The sequence below is a fragment of the Ralstonia sp. 25mfcol4.1 genome (assembly GCF_900104095.1).
GTDB lineage: Bacteria > Pseudomonadota > Gammaproteobacteria > Burkholderiales > Burkholderiaceae > Cupriavidus.
Genome location: NZ_FNJO01000010.1, coordinates 1 through 20,085, shown reverse-complemented (window position 1 = coordinate 20,085; position 20,085 = coordinate 1). Strand labels below are relative to the sequence as shown.

Below are 20,085 nucleotides of genomic sequence, written 5' to 3'. Positions count from 1 at the left end.
TGAGCAGGGCTTTCAAAATTGGTGCCCAGAAGAGGACTCGAACCTCCACAGTGTTGCCACCGCTAGGACCTGAACCTAGTGCGTCTACCAATTCCGCCATCTGGGCTTCGTTTCACTGCATTGCTGCGGCGATGCGAAGAACGTGATTATGCTGAGCGGCACCCCTCCTGTCAACACCCCTCTCACAGAAACTTCAAAAAACTCAGTCGCGATGTAGCCCGAAGTCGACTTCGGCCGGCCGGCCGGGCAGCGACAGCGTGGCGGTGGCCGGCGCGGTGCGCGATACGATCTTGCCCGCCCGCATCACCAGCAGCCGCGTGGCCCGCAACCGGATGGCCTCGACCGGATCGCGCGCCTGCAGCAGCACCAGGTCGGCGCGGCAGCCGGGGGCCACGCCGTAGCCGTCCAGCCCCAGGATGCCCGCCGGCGTCTCGGTGACGGCCCGGAAGCAGGCGCGCATCGCGTCCTGCCCCGTCATCTGGGCCACGTGCAGCCCCATGTGCGCCACCTCCAGCATGTCGCCGGAGCCCAGGCTGTACCAGGGATCCATCACGCAATCGTGCCCGAACGCCACGGGGATGCCGGCGGCCAGCAGCTCGGGCACGCGGGTCATGCCGCGACGCTTCGGATAGGTGTCGTGGCGGCCCTGCAGCGTGATGTTGATCAGCGGATTGGCGATGGCGGCCACGCCCGCCTCGCGCATCAGTGGCAGCAGCTTCGACACGTAGTAGTTGTCCATCGAGTGCATCGACGTCAGGTGCGAGCCCGTGACCCGTCCCTGCAGCCCGAGCCGCACCGACTCGCTGGCCAGCGTCTCGATATGGCGCGACATGGGGTCGTCGCTCTCGTCGCAGTGCATGTCCACGCGCAGGCCACGCTGGGCAGCCTCTTCGCACAGCAGCTTTACCGACGCGGCGCCGTCGGCCATGGTCCGCTCGAAATGCGGAATGCCGCCAACCACGTCCACGCCCATGTCCAGCGCGCGCCGCAGGTTGTCGAGCGCACCGGGGGCGCGCAGCACGCCGTCCTGCGGAAACGCCACCAGCTGCAGGTCGAGGTACGGCTTCACGCGCTCGCGCACGTGCAGCAGCGCCTCGGTAGCCAGCAGGCGCGGATCGCAGACGTCCACATGTGACCGGATCGCCAGCAGTCCCTTGGCCACGGCCCAGTCGCAATAGGCCAGCGCGCGTTCGACAATGGCGTCCTGCGTCAGCAGCGGCTTGAGTTCCCCCCACAGCGCGATGCCTTCCAGCAGCGTGCCGGACTGGTTCACGCGCGGCAGGCCGTACGACAGCGTGGAATCCATATGGAAATGCGCATCGACGAACGGCGGCGAGACCAGCCGGCCCGCCGCATCGATCTCGTCGCCGGCCGTGGCCGCCAGCCGGGACTCGACAGCCGTGATCCGGCCGGCGGAAATGCCGATATCGACGTCGGTACGGCCATCGGGCAGATTGCAGTGACGCAGGATGGTATCGAACATGGGATTCTTTTTTCCGGATAGTTCAGCGTTCGCCCTTGCGGTACGGCTTCATCAGCGCCTGCGGATAGGCCGCGCGACGCGCCACCAGCACCAGCGCAAGGATCGACAGAATATATGGCAGCATCAGGTAGACCTGGTACGGCAGCGCCGGCAGGCCGGGGAGGCTGGCTCCGCCCTGCTGCAGCCGCAGCTGCAGTGCATCGAAGGCCGCGAACAGCAGCGCGCCCAGCAGTGCCCGCCCCGGCCGCCACGACGCGAATACCACCAGCGCCACGCAGATCCAGCCACGGCCATTGATCATGTTGAAGAAGAAGGCGTTGAACGCCGACAGCGTCAGAAATGCACCGCCCACGGCCATCAGCGCCGAACCCGCCATGATCGCGCCGATCCGCACCGCCCCAACGCGGATGCCCTGCCCCTCGGCGGCGGCGGGATTCTCGCCGACCATGCGCAGCGCCAGACCCAGCGGCGTGCGATAGAGCAGCCAGGCCAGCAGCGGCGCCATCAGTAACGCCAGCAGCGTCAGTGCCGTTTCGGCCGCCATCACCGTGCCGACCAGCGGCACGCCGGCCCACCACGACATCGGCGCGAACGGCGTGATCGTCGGCGGTGTGGAGACCTGGGCAAAGCCCAACCGGTAGGCGTAGTACGACACGCTGGTGGCCAGCATGGTCACGCCCAGCCCCGCCACGTGCTGCGACAACGCCAGCGATACGGTCAGCCAGCCGTGCAGCAGGCCGAACAGCAGCCCAACCCCGGCCGCCGCCGCCACGCCGCCCCACAGCGGCGCGCCGTGGTATACGGCCAGCCAGCCGGAAAAAGCCCCCGCCACCATGATCCCTTCGATGCCCAGGTTCAGCACGCCAGCACGTTCGCACAGCAGCACGCCCAGCGTGCCGAAGATCAGCGGCGTGGCCACGCGCAGCACGGCAATCCAGAATGGCGCGCCGGCAACGATATCGAACAGTTCCATCAGGCCACCTTCCCGATCCGGTCGAAACGCACGCGATAGCGTGCAAGCATGGTCGCCACCAGCATGGACAGCAGCGCCACCGCCACGATGACATCGGCAATCGTGTTGGGCACGCCCACGGCCCGGCTCATGCCGTCCGCACCCACAAGGATGCCCGCCACGAAGGTGGCCGATGCCACCACGCCCACCGGATGCAGGCCCGCCAGCATGGCAATCACCACGCCCGTATAGCCGTACCCGGGCGACATGTCCAGCGTGAGGTAGCCTGTGCGCCCCGCGACCTCCACCACGCCGGCCAGGCCCGCCAGCGCGCCGGAGAGGGCCGCCGCCAGCAGCGTCACGCGCGTCACCGACATGCCGGCGAATGCCGCCGCACGGGCGTTGGCACCCACGGCGCGCATCTGCAGCCCAAAGACCGTGAACCGGTTGACCGCCCACACCAGCAGGGCCAGGCCCACGGCGGCCAGCAGGCCGCTGTGCACGCGCGACCGCTCCATCAGCCGCCCCAGTTCCAGTTCCGGCAACAGGGCCACCGATTGCGGCCAGCCCATCGCCAGCGGGTCCTTCATGGGCCCGTCGAGCATCAGCGAGACACCCAGCAGCACGATGAAATTGAGCAGCAGCGTAGTGACCACCTCGTCCACGCCCAGCCTGAGCTTGAGCAGCGCCGGCAGCAGCAGCAACAAGGCGCCGGCCAGCATGCCGGCCGCCACCATCAGGCCGAACAGCACGCCATTGGGCAGCGCGCCAACCCACGGCGCCGCGGCACCGTCTACCTGGCCACCGATGGCAACCGCCGCCAGCGCGCCCAGGTAGAGCTGGCCTTCCGCGCCGATATTGAACAGCCGGGTGCGGAACGCCACGGCGACCGCGAGCCCGGTCAGGATCAGGGGCGTCGCGCGCGTGAGCGTCTCGGACCACGCAAACCGCGAACCAAAGCCGCCTTCCAGGAGCAGCAGGTAGGCCTTGCCGACCGGGGCGCCTGCCAGCGACACCAGCAGCGCGCAGATCAGCAGCGTGACCATGATCGCGCCGATTGGCGCCATCACCAGGGCGGTACGCGACACGGCGGTTCGGGCTTCAAGCCGCATGCGCCACCTCCACCTGCGCGTGTGCGCCATCGGCACCGGCCATGGCCAGCCCCAGCGTGCCAAGCGTCCACGCCGGCGTGGCGCGGGCCGCGCTCAGCCGGCCGGCATGGATGACGGCGATGCGGTCGGACAGCGCCATCAGTTCATCGAGATCTTCCGAAATCAGCAGCACGGCCGCGCCGCGCGCCGCGGCATCGAGCAACTGGCCGCGCACGTACGCCACTGCGCCGATGTCGAGGCCCCAGGTTGGCTGGCTGGCCACCACCAGTGCCGGCGCCTGCGCGCCGCGCACCGAGAACGCCCGGCCCAGGATCAGCTTCTGCATGTTGCCGCCCGAGAGGGTGCGCGTCGGCACATCGATGCCACCGCCGCGCACATCGAACCGGCTCGCCAGTTCGCCAGCAAAGCGCCGCGACGCCGCGCCACGGATTACCCCGCCCCGCACGAATGCGCGATTGCCAAGCTGCTCGATGATGACGTTCTCCCACACGGCCAGGTCGCCCACCGCGCCTTCGGCATGCCGGTCCTCCGGAATGCGCGCCACCCCGGCCCCGATCCACCGCCTGGGCGATGCCGGCAGCGCCGCGCCACACACGCGGACGCTGCCCGACGATGCCGCCACCACGCCGCTCATCAACTCGGCCAGCGCCACCTGTCCATTGCCGGAAACTCCGGCGATGCCGACGATTTCCCCGGCATGCAGTTCGAGTGTCACATCCCGCAGGCCTTGCCGGCCGGCCACGGGCGCGACGCTGACGCGATCGAGCGCAGCGACGATCTCGCCCCCGGCCATGCCGGCCTCGCGCGTGGGCATCTCCACGCGGCGACCCACCATCAGTTCGGCCAGTTCCGCCTTGCCGGTGGTGTCCGCGCGGCGCTCCGCCACTAGCCGGCCGCCGCGCAGCACCGCCACGCGGTGCGAGACGCGCAACACCTCGTCGAGCTTATGACTGATGAAGATCACCGACAGCCCTTCGGCGATCAGCTGCCCGAGCGTGGCGAACAGGCTGTCGGCCTCCTGCGGGGTCAGCACGGCCGTTGGCTCGTCGAGGATCAGCACCCGCGCGCCGCGATAGAGCGCCTTGATGATCTCCACGCGCTGGCGCTCGCCGACGGACAGCGACCCGACACGCGCCTGCGGCTGCACCGCCAGCCCGAAACGCCGCGCCAGATCGTCGATACGCGCCCGCGCGGCGCCCCGTTGCTGGCGCCAGCGCCAGAGCGGCTCCGTGCCGATCAGGATGTTGTCGAGCACCGACAGGTTGTCTGCCAGCGTGAAATGCTGGTGGACCATGCCCACCCCTGCGGCCAGCGCCGCGCGCGGATTGCCGGGTGGCAGCGCCACGCCGTCCACCTCCACGGTGCCCGCGTCGGCAATGTAGTGGCCGAACAGGATATTGACCAGCGTGCTCTTGCCGGCGCCGTTTTCGCCGAGCAGGGCCAGCACTTCGCCACGATGGAGGTCCAGCGAGATATCGTCGTTGGCCAGCAGCGGGCCAAACCGTTTGGTGATGTGCGAGAGCCGGAGCACCGGCGAATCCTGGGGCATCGCGTTTCGGAAATCAGACAGAAGGAAATGAAGCGGCCCCGTCCAGCGGGACGGGGCCCTCTGCGCCCTGCGGCAGCGGCGTTACGGGGTCGATTTCGGCTCGGTCTCCACGACCTTGACCGCGAACTTCCCGTCGAGGATCGCCTTCTCCTTCGCCTTGACCTTCACCATCACATCGGCCGGCACCTTGCCCTCGAAGGTGCCCACCGGCGCAAGTTCCGCGCCCTTGAACTTCATCAGTGAATACTGGCCGTAGTCCTCGTTCCTGAACTGGCCGGACTTGACCTTGGCCAGCGCGGCCGCGATGGTCGGCTCCATGTTCCAGAGCGCCGATGCCACCACCGTGGCCGGGTACTGCGGCTGGGTGTTGATCACGTTGCCGATAGCCAGCTTGCCGCGCTCCTTGGCGGCGTCCGACACGCCGAAACGCTCGGCATAGAGCACGTCGGCGCCTTTGTCGATCATCGCGAACGCGGCTTCCTTGGCCTTGGGCGGATCGAACCACGAGCCGATGAAGCTGACCGTGAACTTCACCTTCGGGTTCACCTCGCGGGCGCCCTCCATGAAGGCGTGCATCAGCCGGTTGACTTCGGGGATCGCGTAGCCGCCCACCATGCCGATGTGGTTGGTCTTTGTCATGCCGCCCGCAATCATCCCGGTCAGGTACGACGGTTCCTGGATGTAGTTGTCGAACACCGAGAAGTTCGGCGCCTGCGGCTTGCCCGACGAGCCCATCAGGAAGGCCGTCTTCGGATAATCCTTGGCCACCTTGCGGGCCGCGCCTTCCACGGCGAACGACTCGCCGACGATCAGGCCGCTACCCTGCTCGGCATACTGGCGCATCACGCGCTCGTAGTCGGCGTTCGACACGCTCTCCGAGAACACGTAGTCGATCTCGCCGCGCGACTTGGCCTCGTTGAGCGCCTTGTGGATGCGCGACACCCACTGCTGCTCCACGGGCACCGTGTACACCGCTGCCACCTTGATCTTCGACTGGGCCTGCGCGCCAGCCGGCAGGCCCATGGCGGCCAGCGCCGTGGCCGCCGCTGCGGCTTTCAGCCAGGTGCGACGATCGTTTCCCTTGTGCATGACTTCACTCCCCTTTTTTTGCGTTGTGTGCGCCGATGGCGCGTGGTTGATGGTTGTGATGGGACCGAATGCACCCGGCTCAGGCGCGCTCCGGGTCGGAATCGGGTGCCTGCAGCCCGCAGCCCCGCAGCAGCAACGCCACCAGATGCTCGGTGGCGTGCTCGAAGTCGTCGGCGTCCAGCTGGCTCACGCCCAGCACGGCGCACACCTGCGCTTCGAAGTCGGCGTAGGTCTGGGTGGCCGCCCAGATCGTGAAGAACAGGTGGTAGGGGTCCACGGGCGCCATCTGGCCGCCCTCGATCCACGCCCGGATCACCATCGCCTTGCGCGCCACGAGTTCGCGCAAGGCCTGGCGCAGTACGTTGCCGATCTCCGGCGCGCCGTGCAGCAGTTCGTTGGCGAACACACGCGACGCGTCGGGATGGCTGGCCGACAGGCGCATCTTGGCCCGTATGTACTGCTCCAGCGCCAGTCGTGGCGAGTGCTCGGCGCTGATGATGTCGGTCTCGGACAGCCACAGCGTCAGCGTATGCGCCAGCACCGCGCGATACAGCACCTGCTTGGTCCGGAAGTAGTAGTGCAGGTTCGACTTGGGCACGCCGGCGCGGGCGGCAATATCGGCCATGGTGGCCCCGGCAAAGCCGGCCCGGGCGAAAACGTACTCGGCGGCGCGCACGATCAGCGCCTCGTTTTCCTGCCGGATGCGGCCGCCGGGCTGACCGGGCCGGGGCTCGATGCCGCGCGCCGGCGACGGCGTGCGCGCCAGGGCATCCATCATTTTGTGCCGTAGAGCCGGTCGCCGGCATCGCCGAGGCCCGGCACGATGTAGCCGTGCTCGTTCAGCTCGTTGTCGATGGCGGCGGTGACGATGGCCACGTCGGGGTGGGCGGACTGCAGCGCGCGCAGTCCGGGACGCGAGGCGATCAGGCAGACGTACTTCATGGTGGTCACCCCGGCCTCCTTCAGCCGGTTGATCGCCGCGATGGCCGAGTTGCCGGTCGCCAGCATCGGGTCCACCACGATCACGAACCGTTCCTGGATATCCTCGGGCATCTTGAAGTAGTACTCGATCGGCTCCAGCGTCTCGGGGTCGCGATACAGGCCGATATGCCCCACGCGCGCCGCTGGCAGCAGGTCCAGCATGCCGTCCAGGAAGCCATTGCCGGCCCGCAGGATCGACACCAGGCAGAGCTTCTTGCCCGACAGCACCGGCGACTGCATCGGCGCGATCGGCGTCTTGATGGCGATGGTTTCCATGGCCAGGTCGCGCGTGGCTTCGTAGGTCAGCAACTGGCTGATCTCGCGCACCAGGCGGCGGAAGTTGTCGGTGGTGGTCTCCTCGCTGCGCACCAGCGTGACCTTGTGCTGTACCAGCGGATGGTTGACCACCATCACGGCAGGCGCCGCCGCGGCTTCCGTTTCGGCAAAGGCCTGGACGGCCGTGGGTACATCCGACATGTCGTTCATGGTGCGCTCCTTGGTCATCCGAAATTCGCCGGGGCGGGCGCGACGGGCCCCGGGCCCGCCACGCTCTGGCTGCCTGTCAGTCAGGACTGCCGTGCAATGCGATGTTGCCGCTAGAACACCGTGCCGTCGCTCTGGATCGCGAATGGCGGCGGCCCGCCCGGCGGCCGGCGCTGTGCCGCGATGCGGCGGCCCGCCGCCCACGTGCCGCCTTCCAGCACGCGCGCCAGCGGAAAGTCCTCTTCCTTGAGACCCAGCGCCTGGCGCACCGCGTCGGCCACGAGATCGAGCCCCGTCACGGTCAGCGCGCGCCACTCGACGATCTCGGGTTCGTCCACCGTATGGGTCCGGCTGGCGAACCCGCTGTCGCGCGGCACGGTCAGCTCGAAGTCATAGAGCAGCCCGCCGTTCCGGTATTCGGGCAACCCGGTCAGCGCGTCGAGCCCCACCACCACCAGGCCGCCATCCTCCAGGGGCTCCAGCAGCGAATAGGTCAGCCACTGTGTGAGCTTGTGGAAGGGCACCAGCCCTTCGGGCGCTGCCGGATGCCGCCAGCAGTCACCGAGCGACACGCCATCGATCTGCACGCGCCCCGGCCAGACCGGACCCAGCGCCACCAGCAGCGTGCGCAGCACGAAACCGGCCTCGATGCGGTTGTCCTTCGCGTGCGCGACCAGGTAGTCGAACAGGTTGCCCAGCCGCGCCGGCGTGCCAAAGACCGCCGGGGTGGCCTGCATGACCTCGCCCAGCCGCCGCAGCAGACCGGCTCGCCCTTCCAGGCCCACCAGCGGGTTGTGCTGGGCCACCTGGAAGGCCGTGGCGATGGTCGAGGCGTCGATACGGGCCAGCCGCTCGGCATCGGCACGCAACGGGTCGCCCGATTCGGCCGAGAAGCCGCCCCGGGCGAACAGGTCGAAGCTGGCCACGCCGAGCCCTTCGGAGCGCGTCAGCATCATGTCGCTGGCCGGATCGCGATAGCGCCAGTCGGGGCCTGCGCCGGCATCGAGCAGCACGCTCGGGATCACCAGGTCGATGCCGATGCGCGCACGCTCCGCGCAATGGTCGGCGCCCGACATGCCGGCGCGCTCGCACAGGATCTGCCAGCGGTTGATCGATTCCTGCCCCGGGCCGCCGCTTTCGAAATGGCGCCAGCGGCTGTGGTAAGGCACCTGGAGATCCGGGTAGCGGCGCCGGATGGTGGCCGCCACGTAGTCCGCGATCGCGTGGATGCGGTCCGGGTGCCATGTGAACAGCTCAGACTCGCCGGATGCGACGAATTCGGTCACGACCGCGCAATGCGTGCGCACCGCCTCGCCGCTCAGCAGTGCGGAAGCGGGATGATCGGGGGGCACCGGGCTGTGCCAGCCGCTGCCCGTGCCGGGTTCGTGTCCGGTCGTACCTCCTGCGGGATACTCGTTCATTCGTTCAACCCCCTGCCCTTTGCCAGGGCGAGTTCGTTGGCATCAGGCGGCGTGTAGCTGGTGAAGTAACCCGCCGCCACCTTCGCATCGATTTCCACACGCGCATCGGCCGGGATCAGCGCCTCGGGGATGGGCACCTGCTCCACGACCTCGATCCCCTGCGCCGTCAGCGCGCCATGTTTCATGTTGCTCATCGAGGCCCAGCGGTCGATCCGCCGGATTCCGAGCCAGTGAAAGACATCGGGCATCAGTTCCTGAAACCGCATGTCCTGCACGCCGGCCACGCACTCGGTGCGAGCGAAATACGTCTCGGCGCGGTCGCCGCCCACCTGCCGCTTGCGTGCGTTATAGACCAGGAACTTGGTGACTTCGCCCAGCGCGCGGCCTTCCTTCCGGTTATAGACCACGAGGCCAACGCCGCCCTGCTGTGCCATCTCGATACAGACCTCGATGCCATGCGCCAGGTAGGGGCGGCACGTGCAGATGTCCGATCCGAACACGTCCGAGCCATTGCATTCGTCGTGGACGCGGCAGGCCACCCTGGTCTCGGGCTGGCCCAGCTTGCTGATGTCGCCAAAGAAATAGAGCGTCATGCCGCCGATGGGCGGCAGGAAGACCTTCAGGTCGGGTCGCGTGACCAGTTCCGGGAACATGCCGCCGGTCTGCTCGAACAGGCTCCGGCGCAGGATGCTTTCCTTGATATTGAACCGGCGCGCGATGCCGGGCAGGTACCAGACCGGATCGATGGCGGCCTTGGTGACGCGCACGTCGCCATTGGGATACAGGATGTCGCCGTCCGGCGCCAGGCGGCCCGCCGCGATGGCGGCCAGCAATTCCGGCATGTTGATATGGGCGCGGGTGATGGCAATGGTCGGCCGGATGTCGAATCCGGCGGCGATGCGGTCGGCAAAGACCGTCGATACCAGATGGCCCCACGGATCGAGCGATACGATCTTGTCGGGGTCGCCCCACTGCGCATGGGGGCCGATCGGCTCGGCCGGCGCGGTGTCCGTCAGGTCGGGACGATGCGCCCGCTGCAGGCTGCCCGAGGCCACGGCCAGCGCCCGGTAGATCGCATAGGCCCCGGCGTGCGTGCCAATCACGTTGCGCTGCGCCGGGTCGGTCAGGCTGGCGATCACGGGCCCACGCTCGGCGGCGGTGGGCGCGCCCCAGTGGATCGGCTCGGCCGGCTTGTCGCGGCGCGCATGCGAGGTCAGGACGATATGGTCGGACATGGTCGCCTCCCCGGTATGAAACCGGAACACGAATCCTGACCAGATGGTCAGGTTTATGTGTTCATAGTAGGCAACGTTCGTGCCAACGCCCAAGTGGGGTTGTTACCGTTGGTGGCATCCCGTACGCACCGGCCGCGTGCCAGCCACAGCGCACCGCAGGGCGCGTGCGGTACATCCCGGTGCAGCACGCACCGGATTCCGGCGCGGCCCCCGAATCGGGCGCCGGCACAAACGAAAACGGCACGTTCGGTCGAACGTGCCGTTCTGGCGCTTGCAGGCCGCGAGGATCAGCCTTCCGCCCGATGACCGAGGCGCCCGCGTCCCCACTGGGGCAGATCGGCCGTCAGCCAGTTCACCAGTGCACGCACCGGGCTGGCGGCCTCCACATAGCGGTGGAACAGCGCGCCGGCGACGTTACTGGCGACCCACGCCAGCCCCATGCCCAGCGCGTTGAGCACGGGCCGGCCCGGCACCAGGTGGGTGACCACCGCATTGACCACCAGGCAGACCGGAAAGTGCACCAGGAATACCGAATACGAAATGCGGCCGAAATACGCGGTCAGGCGCCCCGCAGGCCAGCTTTCCAGCCAGCCGCCACGGCGCGAGACGGCCAGCAGCAGCGCCGTGGCCAGCGCCACCGCGATACGCAGGCGGAAGTCCACCGCCAGCGCGGCTATCCCGATGGCGGCCAGCGCAAGCAGCGGCATGACCGAGCGGCCCGGATTCGACGCCCAGTAGGCCAGCGATCCCATGCCATAAGCGCCAAAGAAATAGAGGGCCCAGATGTCCCACGCCGCATCGCGGTTGAACCAGAACAGCGAGGCCATCGCCAGCAGGCCAACCATCGGCACGCCAAGCGGCAGCCCATTGCGGGCCACAGCGCGCGCCGCCCACAGCGCCAGCACCATCAGCGCGAACAGTTGCAGGTCGATGGCGATATACCAGACACCGGCGGACAGCGCGTCCACATCGAGGATGTTGTGCAGCAGCAGCACATGCGCCACGAATTGCGCCAGATGCGGCGCGGCCGGAATGGAGTCGTGCTGCATCCACGTGCGTGCAATCGCCGCACCGGCAATCGCCACCACGATGGCCGCGGCAAACGGCACCACCAGCTTCTGGTAGCGGCGCCAGATGGTCTGCAGCGGGTTGGCAACGGTCAGACTGCCGCCAGGAGCCAGGCTGCGTGCGGCCAGGAAGCCGCTGATGACAAGGAAAACCTGCACGGCAATGCGCGCGTAGTCGGCCAGCCAGCCGACCAGGCCGGGGGTCAGGGTCTGGGCAGCATCGGACATCGGCCCGTAGAACGCCAGGTGGTGCAATACGATCAGCTGCGAGCTGACCGCCTTCAGAGCGTCCACACACGCCAGACGGGAAGGACGGGGGCTCATTTGTTATTCGCGGGGGTACAAAGTGGGCCGAATTGTACCCGCATCGGTGCATTCGTCCGCCTCCAGACTGGTAACTAGCGCCGTAACGCCTGTAAATCGGTGTGCGACGTGGCGAAAAGGCAACTTTCATTGCACTACTCTCGGGCATTAGCTAATAAGAAACAAATTCTTCGTGCGCAATGCCTGGGGGTATACCCTTGCGTCTTTCCGTGCCTCGCCTGACCCTCGAACATGTTTCATTCTGTCGCTTTCCCGGCCCTCCGCCGCCTGATCGCTGGTGTTGCCTTGGCCGCCGCCGCCGTGCCAGCCGTCCACGCACAGAGCCCCGTGCTGGACAAGATCCGTGATACCGGCACGATCACGCTCGGCTATCGCGAATCGGCCCTGCCGTTCTCGTTCGCCGACGACAAGGGCCAGCCCGCCGGCTATGCGGTAGACCTGTGCCTGCGCGTGGCCGAGGCGGCCAAACAGAAGCTGGGACTGAAAGACCTGAAGGTGCGCTGGCTGCCGCTGACGCCCCAGAATCGTGTTCCCGCCATGGTCAATGGCCTGGCCGACCTGGATTGCGCACCGAACACCAACACGCTGGAGCGCCAGAAGCAGGTGGCCTTCAGTGTGTCGCACTATGTTTCCACCGTGCGCATGCTGGTGCGCGCCGATTCCGGCATCAAGTCGTTCAATGACCTGCGCGGGAAGACGGTGGTCACCAGCGCCGGTTCCACGGGCGACCGCCACGTGCGCCGCCTGAAGAGCGAGTACGGCTTCCGCGACGTCTACGCCAAGGATCACGGCGAGTCGTTCCTGCTGCTGGAAACGGGCCGCGCCCAGGCGTTCGTGATGGACGACGTCTTGCTGGCCGGCCTGCGCGCGAAGTCGAAGGATCCGTCCCAGTACGTGATCGTCGGCCCGGCCCTGTCGGTGGAACAGAACGCGCTGATGATGTCCAAGGCCGATCCGGAGTGGAAGCAGCTGGTAGACCAGACGCTGAGCCGGACGTTTGCCAGCCCCGACGCTGCCGCCCTGCAGAAGCGCTGGTTCCAGCAGCCGATCGGGACGCGCGGCACCAACCTGGCGCTGGCGCCTTCCACGGAAGTGCTGCAAGCCTGGAAGCACCCGTCGGATGTTGTGACTGAATAAGCATTTTTCCGGAATCTCCCCCGGAAAAGCCCTGAGTTGACGCCCTTTGCGGCCTTCTCCACACTGGCCTGAGCCTGGTTCTACCGTCCGGTAGGACCAGCGACAACGCGACCGCCATCGAGAAACACTGCCCGGGCGGCAACTCAGAGGAGATTTCCCATGAAGCAATTGATCGCCACCGCCGTCGCGCTCGGTCTGGCCACCGCATCCGTGGCTGCCATCGCACAGGACAAGAAGTCGTTCGACCCGTATTCCCAGGGCGCCAAGTCGGGCGAGAAATTCGACACCTACAGCCAGGGCGCAAAGTCCGGCGACAAGTTCGACCCGTATTCCCAGGGCGCCAACAAGAGCACCCGTGCCGACCTGACCGACCAGTCCACGGCAGCCCCAAAGCCGTCGAAGTCGAAAAAGGCCCCGACGAAGAAGCCGGCGCAGGGGAATTGAGCGTCAATCCCGCGCCTGCCACAGCAAAAGGAGCCCATACGGGCTCCTTTTTCATGGTTTGGACAGGTAGGAAAGCTACTGCCCTTCCTCCGGCAACATTTCCAGCGCGGTCACGTCCACGCGTTGCACCTCGTTGTTCTGCCGGATTTCCGTGCGCAGCACGAAGGCTTCCATGGGGCAGTACCAGTCGGTCACGTGCAGGACGCTCGGTTCGAGCTGCAGCAGTTCCTCGCCCACCATCAGCGGCCCAAGCGAGGTGCGTTTTTCGTAAGTGATGGGCATGCATTCCTTGCGGCCCATGACCGTGTTGATCATCTGCTTGCGGCCCACATGACGCGAGCCGACGATGATCGATGCATGCAGGGCCTGCATCGTGCCCACGACTTCGTCCTTGCCCAGCGGATAGATCTTGAGCGATACGCTGGACTGGAAGGTTTCTCCCTCCAGCGTAGCGCCTTCCTTGATTTCCAGGCCGGCATAGTTGAACACGCCGCTGCCATTGAACGACGCCTCGCCGAACATGCGCGCATAGCGGGCACGGGCATTGATCACCGCGTTGCGACTGTCGATGCGCGTGCGTGCCGTGGCGGCGTTACGGTCGATATTGATCTCGTGGACCTGGTCCATGACAACGGGCGGCCCCATCAGGGCCGACAGTGCCGACTTCGAGCGTACCTCCAGCTGGGCGCTGCAGCCGCGGGCGGTGCGCATGACCTCGCGCAGGGTCATCGTGATGGACATCGGCATCGAGCCATCGCCCTCCAGTTGCACGCGCGAGCCGGAGCGGAACCAGGGTGCATCGCAAAGCACCGCGCCGCTGGGCATCGGGGGCGACATGCCAGAGACCGGCGCCGCATCGGGGGCGGACGCCTGCGCAAATGCTGTGTTCATCACACCAGTTAGCAACCACACCAGCAACGCCGGTCTCATGGCGATCGTCCATATTCAATGGCCGGCGGAGGCAGGGTCGGTTTCTGCCAGGCAAGTGCCGGGATGGCGCAAGTATTACGCGAAACTGGCGCGGCGGAAATGGCCATAAGTTCAAGCCCGGCGCCCTTTGCGAGCCCAAAACGGCGAGGCGGGAAATGCGCTCGTGCTACCATTGCGCGCCCGTAGCGGTCGCCTTGCCCGAAAGCTCGTCTCCGGGACCACGCCTTTTGCAGGCCGTGGCGCGGGCGCAGCCCGCCTCGCTCCCTCGTGTCCACCAAGTCGGGGCGTACCGCGTTGTGGGGTGTTCGCCACAAGGCGGATGCAGGAACAGCCTCCGGGATCCCGGCCATTTCAGGAGAAATATGCGTAGTTCTTCGCCCACGCGCCCAGCCGGGCTGCCTGTCGGCATGGTTGTGTTCGTCGTGCTCGCCGTGCTGCTGGTCTGGTTTGGCACGCTCGATTACCGCCACTTGCTGCGCCCGGACGAAGGCCGATACGCCGAGATCTCGCGCGAGATGTTCGTCACCGGGGATTGGGTGACGATCCGCTACAACGCCCTGAAATACTTCGAGAAGCCCCCATTCCATATGTGGGTGACCACCATCGCCTATGAACTGTTCGGCGTGGGCGACTGGCAGGCCCGGCTGTGCGTGGCGCTGTCGGGCATCGTGGGGCTGGGCGTGACGATGCTGGCCACCGCGCGCTGGTTCGGCTGCCGCGCCGGGCTACTGGCGGGGCTGGTCATGCTGGCCATGCCGATGTGGAGCGTGGCCGGCCATTTCAATTCGCTGGACATGACGCTGTCCGGCGCCCTGGCCTGCGTGCTGGGCTGCATGCTGCTGGCCCAGCACCCCGACACGCCGCCCGGCGCCCGCCGCGCCTGGATGCTGGCGTGCTGGGTAGCGATGGGGGTGGCCATCCTGACCAAGGGCCTGGTCGGCATCGCCCTGCCCGGTCTGGTGCTGGTGGTCTATACCCTGCTGACGCGCGATCTCGGCCTGTGGCGACGCCTGCATCTGCCGACCGGCATCCTGGCCATGCTGGTGGTCACGGTGCCCTGGTTCTGGCTGATTTCGACGAAGAACCCCGAATTTCCTCACTTTTTCTTTATCCACGAACACTGGGACCGCTATACGTCCACGGTCCACTCTCGCAAGGGTTCGGTCTGGTATTTCGTGCCGCTGCTGCTGGCCGGCATGCTGCCGTGGCTGGGCCTGGTGCCGCGCATGTGGGACGTGGTGCGCGACCGGGCCGGCGCCCAGCGCGGCGCGGGCGGCAAGCCGTTCCAGCCGGCCCTGATGAGCCTGGTCTGGTTCGCGGCCATCTTCGTCTTCTTCAGCCTGTCGGGGTCGAAGCTGCCCGGATATATCGTGCCGGTGTTTCCGGCGCTGGCCATTCTTGCGGCCGTGGCGCTGGACCAGATCAGCGACCGCTCGTGGAATCGCCAGATCAACGCCCTGCTGGTGCTGGCCGTGGTGGGCCTGCTGGCCGCACCGGTGGTGGCAACGCTGGACCGAGAAACCAATCCAAATGAAGTGTTCCGCGCCTTCGCCGTCTATATTGGTGTGGCGTTTGCCGTACTGCTGGCGGGCATGCTGCTGGCGCGCCGGCTGTTGCGCACGCACGGGGTGTTGCCGAGCGTTGCCGCCTTTGCGCTGTCGATGTTCCTGACCTGCACGATCGGCCTGCTCGGCCACGAGGTGATGGGCCGCCGGGCGTCGGGCGTAGACATGCTGCCGGCCATCAAGGCCGTGCTGAAGGACGACATGCCGATCTATGGCGTGGGTATGCTGGATCACACGCTCCCCTTCTACCTGGGCCGCACGCTGACGATGGTCGCCGCGCCTGACGAACTGGAGTTCGGCACCCAGCAGGAGCCAGACAAGTGGATTCCGACCATGGACGCGTTTGTCGCCAGGTGGAAGGACGGCCAGCCGGCGCTCGGTATCATGTCGCCGGACACCTACGACAGCCTGGTGGCGCAGCATGTGCCGCTCCACGTCGTGGCACGCGATGTACGGCGCGTCGTCGCCAGCAATTTCCCGCTGCCGGCCCAGGAAGCCGGAAATACCCGATGAATCTTTCGACTTTTGCCTTTATCTTCACCGGGGTACTGCTCAACGCCTGTGCCCAACTGCTGCTCAAGGCCGGCACCAATGCCGTGGGCGCCATCACGATCGAGCGCGCCACCATCCTGACCACGGCCTTCCGGGTGCTGACGCAATGGCCGGTCATTGCCGGACTGACCTGCTATGTCATCAGCGTCGGCGTCTGGATCGTCGGCCTGTCGCGGGTGGATGTGTCGATTGCCTATCCCATGCTGTCGCTGGGATACGTGGTCAATGCGCTGGCTGCCTGGTGGCTGTTCGGCGAAATGATCGGCCCGCTGCGCGCGGCCGGCATCATGCTGATCCTTGCCGGTGTGTTTCTGATTGCCCGTTCCTGACCGACCATGACCGCTACCGCTCCGCAGGATTTCCTCCCGTTCGTACGCCCCCAGATCGATGACGCCACCATCGCCGACGTCGGCAAGGTGCTGGCGTCGGGCTGGATCACGTCGGGCCCCAAGGTGCAGGCGTTCGAAGCCGCCCTGTCCGAACTGTTTGGCGGCCGGCCGGTGCGCACGTTCTCCAATGGCTCGGCCACGATGGAAATCGCGCTGCGTATCGCCGATATCGGCCCGGGCGACGAAGTCATTACGACTCCGATCACCTGGGTGGCCACCGCCAACGTGGTACTGACGGTCGGCGCACGCCCGGTGTTCGTCGACATCGACCCGGTGACGCGCAATATCGACCTCGACGCGGTCGAAGCCGCCATCACGCCGCGCACGCGCGCGATCATGCCGGTCTACCTGTCCGGACTGCCCGTCGACATGGACCGCCTCTATGCCATCGCGAAGCGCCATGACCTGCGCGTGATCGAAGACGCCGCGCAGGCCATCGACTCGCGCTGGCGCGGCCAGCGCATCGGCGCGTTCGGCGACCTCGTCAGCTTCAGCTTCCAGGCCAACAAGAACATCACCACCATCGAAGGGGGCTGCCTGGTCATGAACACCCCCGAGGAAGCCCGTCGCGCCGAGCGGCTGCGTCTGCAGGGCGTGATTCGTACCGGCATGGATGGCATGGATGTCGAGGAGCCGGGCGGCAAGTTCAACCTGACCGACGTCAACGCGGCCATCGGCCTGGCACAGCTGACGTCCCTGGACGCCATCACCGCACGCCGCGCCGAGCTGGCCGAGACCTATTTCCGCTGCGCGGCAGAGGCCGGCCTGGCAGACCTGGGGATCGAACTGCCGGTGCCGCTGGACCCGGCCGTGGCCACCACGAACTGGCACATGTTCCAGGTGGTGCTGCCCACCGACCGGATGCGCGGCGGGCCAGCCGAAGCGCGCAAGCTCGTGATGGAAGCGATGCGCGAGCAAGGCGTGGGTACGGGCGTCCACTACCCGCCCGTTCATCTGTTTACCTATTTCCGCTCGCTCGGCTGGCGCGAAGGCATGCTCCCGCACGCCGAACGCATCGGCCGTGGCATCGTCACGCTGCCGCTGTTCCCCGCGATGCAGGCCGCCGACGTGGAGCGGGTCTGTGCAACTCTTAGCGAAACATGCAAACGTCTCTCTCACTAAGTCCTGTCGAGGTCTCGGTCGTCATCCCCGTCTACAACGAGGAAGACGGGCTGCAGGCGCTGTTCGACCGTGTGTACCCGGCACTGGACGGCATGGGCGAATCGTACGAGGTCATCTTCGTCAACGATGGCAGCGTGGACCGCTCGCCCGCGATGCTGGCCGCCCAGTACCACAAGCGCCCGGACGTCACGCGCGTCATCCTGTTCAACGGCAACTTTGGCCAGCACATGGCCATCCTGGCCGGCTTCGAGCACACGCGCGGCCGTATCGTGATCACGCTGGACGCCGACCTGCAGAACCCGCCCGAGGAAATCCCGCGCCTGGTGGCCGAGATGCGCAAGGGCCATGACTACGTGGGCACCATCCGCCGCCAGCGCAACGACACCGCCTGGCGCCGCTACGCGTCGCGCGCCATGAACCGCCTGCGCGAGCGGATCACCAAGATCAAGATGACGGACCAGGGCTGCATGCTGCGCGCCTACGACCGCAACATCATCGATACGATCAACGCGTGCCGCGAAGTCAACACGTTCATTCCGGCACTGGCCTATACGTTCTCGTCCAACCCGGTCGAAATCGAGGTGGGACACGAACAGCGCCACGCGGGCGAATCGAAATACTCGCTGTACCAGCTGATCCGCCTGAATTTCGACCTGGTGACCGGCTTCTCGATCGTCCCGCTGCAGTGGTTCTCGGCCATCGGCACCATGCTGTCGATCTCGTCGGCGGGCCTGTTCGTGATACTGCTGGTCCGCCGCTTCATCTTCGGGTCGGAAGTGCAGGGTGTGTTCACGCTGTTCGCCTTCACGTTCTTCCTGATCGGCATCATGCTGTTCGGCATCGGCCTGCTGGGCGAATACATCGGCCGGATCTACCAGGAGGTGCGCGACCGGCCCCGCTACCGCATCCAGGCGGTGCTGGAACGCGACCCCAAGCAAGGCAGCAAGCCGGAGGTATCGTGCGCGCCGTAGTCTTTGCCTATCACAATGTTGGCGATCGTTGCCTGCGCGTGCTGCACGCGCAGGGCGTGGACGTGGCCCTGGTGGTCACGCACCGCGACCGGCCCGACGAGAATATCTGGTTCCAGCGCGTGGCCGACACCGCGGCCGAGCTGAACCTGTCGTTCCTGTATGCCGAAGACCCTGCCGACCCGGCGCTGGCCGATGCGGTGCGCGCGGCCAGGCCCGATGTGATCTTCTCGTTCTACTACCGCGCCATGATTCCGGCCGAGGTGCTGGCCATCGCGCCGCACGGTGCCTTCAACATGCATGGTTCGCTGCTGCCCAAGTACCGCGGCCGCGTGCCGGTGAACTGGGCGGTGCTGCACGGCGAAACCGAGACCGGCGCCACGCTGCACGCGATGGAGGCCAAGCCCGACGCCGGCTATATTGTCGACCAGACGTCCGTGCCGATCCTGCCCGACGACACCGCCGGCCAGGTCTTCGAAAAGGTCACCGTAGCCGCCGAGCAGACGCTCTGGCGTGCGCTGCCCGCCATGAAGGCCGGCCAGACGCCCAAGCGGCCCAATCGCCTGGCCGACGGCAGCTATTTTTCGGGCCGCAAGCCCGAGGACGGCCGTATCGACTTCAACCAGCCCGCTGCCGCCGTTTACAATCTGATCCGCGCCGTGGCGCCGCCTTACCCCGGCGCGTTCACGGACATCGCCGGACGCCGCTTTATCGTGGCCCAGGCCCGTCGTCTTGAAGCCGGCACGGCACCGGCGGGGCTGCGGCCCGGCCTGCACGTACTGGATGGCCGTATCGTCGCCGTCTGTGGCGACGGCGGCGCGCTGCGCGTGCTGCAACTGCTGGAAGGCAGCAGTGCCGACCACGCCAGCCCGGTCTCCGCATCCGAATTCCAGAACATCATCCCTGCAAAGTCTTGAAAGGAAACCGATGAAAAAGGTCCTGATTCTTGGCGTCAACGGCTTCATCGGCCACCATCTGACGCGCCGCATCCTGGAAACCACGCAGTGGGAGGTCTACGGCATGGACATGTCGTCAGACCGCCTGGGCGACCTGGTGAACCATCCGCGCATGCACTTCTCCGAGGGTGACATCACCATCAACAAGGAGTGGGTGGAGTACAACATCCGCAAGTGCGACGTGATCCTGCCGCTGGTGGCCATCGCCACGCCGGCCACGTACGTGCGCAACCCGCTGCGCGTGTTCGAGCTGGACTTCGAGGCCAACCTGCCGATCGTGCGCAGCGCCGTGAAGTACGGCAAGCACCTGGTGTTCCCGTCGACCT

Annotated in this window: 19 protein-coding genes and 1 tRNA gene; 8 read left to right on the top strand and 12 right to left on the bottom strand. The window is 66.8% G+C overall.

What is annotated here, in order from left to right:
- Positions 1-19: 19 nt before the first annotated feature.
- From BLQ58_RS18010 to BLQ58_RS17960, 11 genes are all read right to left on the bottom strand, one after another.
- Positions 20-106 (bottom strand) — tRNA-Leu (locus tag BLQ58_RS18010).
- 96 nt (positions 107-202) lie between these two features.
- The gene (locus tag BLQ58_RS18005) at positions 203-1,483 is read right to left on the bottom strand and encodes an amidohydrolase family protein (RefSeq protein ID WP_092600787.1); all 1,281 of its coding nucleotides are present in this window, start codon (positions 1,481-1,483) and stop codon (positions 203-205) included.
- A gap of 22 nt (positions 1,484-1,505) precedes the next feature.
- Positions 1,506-2,456 (bottom strand): ABC transporter permease, encoded by a 951-nt coding sequence (locus tag BLQ58_RS18000; RefSeq protein ID WP_175459944.1) that lies wholly within the window; start codon positions 2,454-2,456, stop codon positions 1,506-1,508.
- On the bottom strand, positions 2,456-3,547 hold the full coding sequence (locus tag BLQ58_RS17995) for an ABC transporter permease (RefSeq protein WP_092600785.1): 1,092 nt from the start codon (positions 3,545-3,547) through the stop codon (positions 2,456-2,458). Before BLQ58_RS17995 ends, BLQ58_RS18000 begins: the two co-directional genes overlap by 1 nt.
- Positions 3,537-5,096 carry an ABC transporter ATP-binding protein gene (locus BLQ58_RS17990; protein WP_092600784.1) on the bottom strand — a complete coding sequence of 520 codons (1,560 nt, stop codon included), beginning with the start codon at positions 5,094-5,096 and terminating at the stop codon, positions 3,537-3,539. Before BLQ58_RS17990 ends, BLQ58_RS17995 begins: the two co-directional genes overlap by 11 nt.
- 81 nt (positions 5,097-5,177) lie before the next feature.
- Complete coding sequence (locus BLQ58_RS17985; RefSeq protein ID WP_092600782.1) at positions 5,178-6,185, bottom strand: BMP family protein; 1,008 nt, start codon at positions 6,183-6,185, stop codon at positions 5,178-5,180.
- A 79-nt stretch (positions 6,186-6,264) separates the two neighbouring features.
- Positions 6,265-6,960, bottom strand: coding sequence for a TetR/AcrR family transcriptional regulator (locus BLQ58_RS17980; RefSeq protein WP_092600780.1), 696 nt, complete (start codon positions 6,958-6,960; stop codon positions 6,265-6,267).
- Positions 6,960-7,643 (bottom strand): uracil phosphoribosyltransferase, encoded by a 684-nt coding sequence (upp, locus tag BLQ58_RS17975; RefSeq protein WP_254776019.1) that lies wholly within the window; start codon positions 7,641-7,643, stop codon positions 6,960-6,962. Before upp ends, BLQ58_RS17980 begins: the two co-directional genes overlap by 1 nt.
- A 119-nt stretch (positions 7,644-7,762) precedes the next feature.
- The gene (locus tag BLQ58_RS17970) at positions 7,763-9,070 is read right to left on the bottom strand and encodes a URC4/urg3 family protein (RefSeq protein WP_092600778.1); all 1,308 of its coding nucleotides are present in this window, start codon (positions 9,068-9,070) and stop codon (positions 7,763-7,765) included.
- Positions 9,067-10,305 (bottom strand): GTP cyclohydrolase II, encoded by a 1,239-nt coding sequence (locus BLQ58_RS17965; RefSeq protein ID WP_092600776.1) that lies wholly within the window; start codon positions 10,303-10,305, stop codon positions 9,067-9,069. Before BLQ58_RS17965 ends, BLQ58_RS17970 begins: the two co-directional genes overlap by 4 nt.
- 287 nt (positions 10,306-10,592) lie before the next feature.
- A complete protein-coding gene (locus BLQ58_RS17960; protein ID WP_092600775.1) occupies positions 10,593-11,696 on the bottom strand; it encodes an acyltransferase family protein in 1,104 nt (367 codons plus the stop codon).
- Positions 11,697-11,927: 231 nt separating this feature from the next.
- Between BLQ58_RS17960 and BLQ58_RS17955 the strand changes: the two genes are divergently transcribed.
- Together BLQ58_RS17955 and BLQ58_RS17950 are read left to right on the top strand one after the other, a co-directional pair.
- On the top strand, positions 11,928-12,833 hold the full coding sequence (locus tag BLQ58_RS17955; protein WP_092600773.1) for an amino acid ABC transporter substrate-binding protein: 906 nt from the start codon (positions 11,928-11,930) through the stop codon (positions 12,831-12,833).
- Between the two features lie 159 nt (positions 12,834-12,992).
- Positions 12,993-13,277, top strand: coding sequence for an amino acid ABC transporter permease (locus BLQ58_RS17950; protein ID WP_092600771.1), 285 nt, complete (start codon positions 12,993-12,995; stop codon positions 13,275-13,277).
- 75 nt (positions 13,278-13,352) lie between these two features.
- On the opposite strand, the gene BLQ58_RS17945 is transcribed toward BLQ58_RS17950, so the two are convergent.
- Positions 13,353-14,168 (bottom strand): hypothetical protein, encoded by an 816-nt coding sequence (locus tag BLQ58_RS17945; protein WP_254776008.1) that lies wholly within the window; start codon positions 14,166-14,168, stop codon positions 13,353-13,355.
- Positions 14,169-14,569: 401 nt separating this feature from the next.
- On the opposite strand from BLQ58_RS17945, the gene BLQ58_RS17940 reads away from it, so the two are divergent.
- From BLQ58_RS17940 to BLQ58_RS17915, 6 genes are all read left to right on the top strand, one after another.
- The gene (locus BLQ58_RS17940) at positions 14,570-16,285 is read left to right on the top strand and encodes a glycosyltransferase family 39 protein (protein WP_092600767.1); all 1,716 of its coding nucleotides are present in this window, start codon (positions 14,570-14,572) and stop codon (positions 16,283-16,285) included.
- On the top strand, positions 16,282-16,653 hold the full coding sequence (locus BLQ58_RS17935) for a DMT family transporter (RefSeq protein ID WP_092600765.1): 372 nt from the start codon (positions 16,282-16,284) through the stop codon (positions 16,651-16,653). The genes BLQ58_RS17940 and BLQ58_RS17935 overlap by 4 nt, the downstream gene beginning before the upstream one ends.
- Before the next feature lie 6 nt (positions 16,654-16,659).
- Positions 16,660-17,835, top strand: coding sequence for a DegT/DnrJ/EryC1/StrS family aminotransferase (locus tag BLQ58_RS17930; RefSeq protein ID WP_092600763.1), 1,176 nt, complete (start codon positions 16,660-16,662; stop codon positions 17,833-17,835).
- Positions 17,814-18,806, top strand: a complete 993-nt coding sequence (locus BLQ58_RS17925; protein ID WP_092600761.1) for a glycosyltransferase — start codon at positions 17,814-17,816, stop codon at positions 18,804-18,806. The genes BLQ58_RS17930 and BLQ58_RS17925 overlap by 22 nt, the downstream gene beginning before the upstream one ends.
- Positions 18,794-19,720 (top strand): formyltransferase, encoded by a 927-nt coding sequence (locus BLQ58_RS17920; protein WP_092600759.1) that lies wholly within the window; start codon positions 18,794-18,796, stop codon positions 19,718-19,720. Before BLQ58_RS17925 ends, BLQ58_RS17920 begins: the two co-directional genes overlap by 13 nt.
- Before the next feature lie 10 nt (positions 19,721-19,730).
- Positions 19,731-20,085, top strand: a 355-nt coding sequence (locus BLQ58_RS17915; RefSeq protein WP_139186132.1) for an NAD-dependent epimerase/dehydratase family protein, incomplete at its 3' end; no start/stop codon positions are given.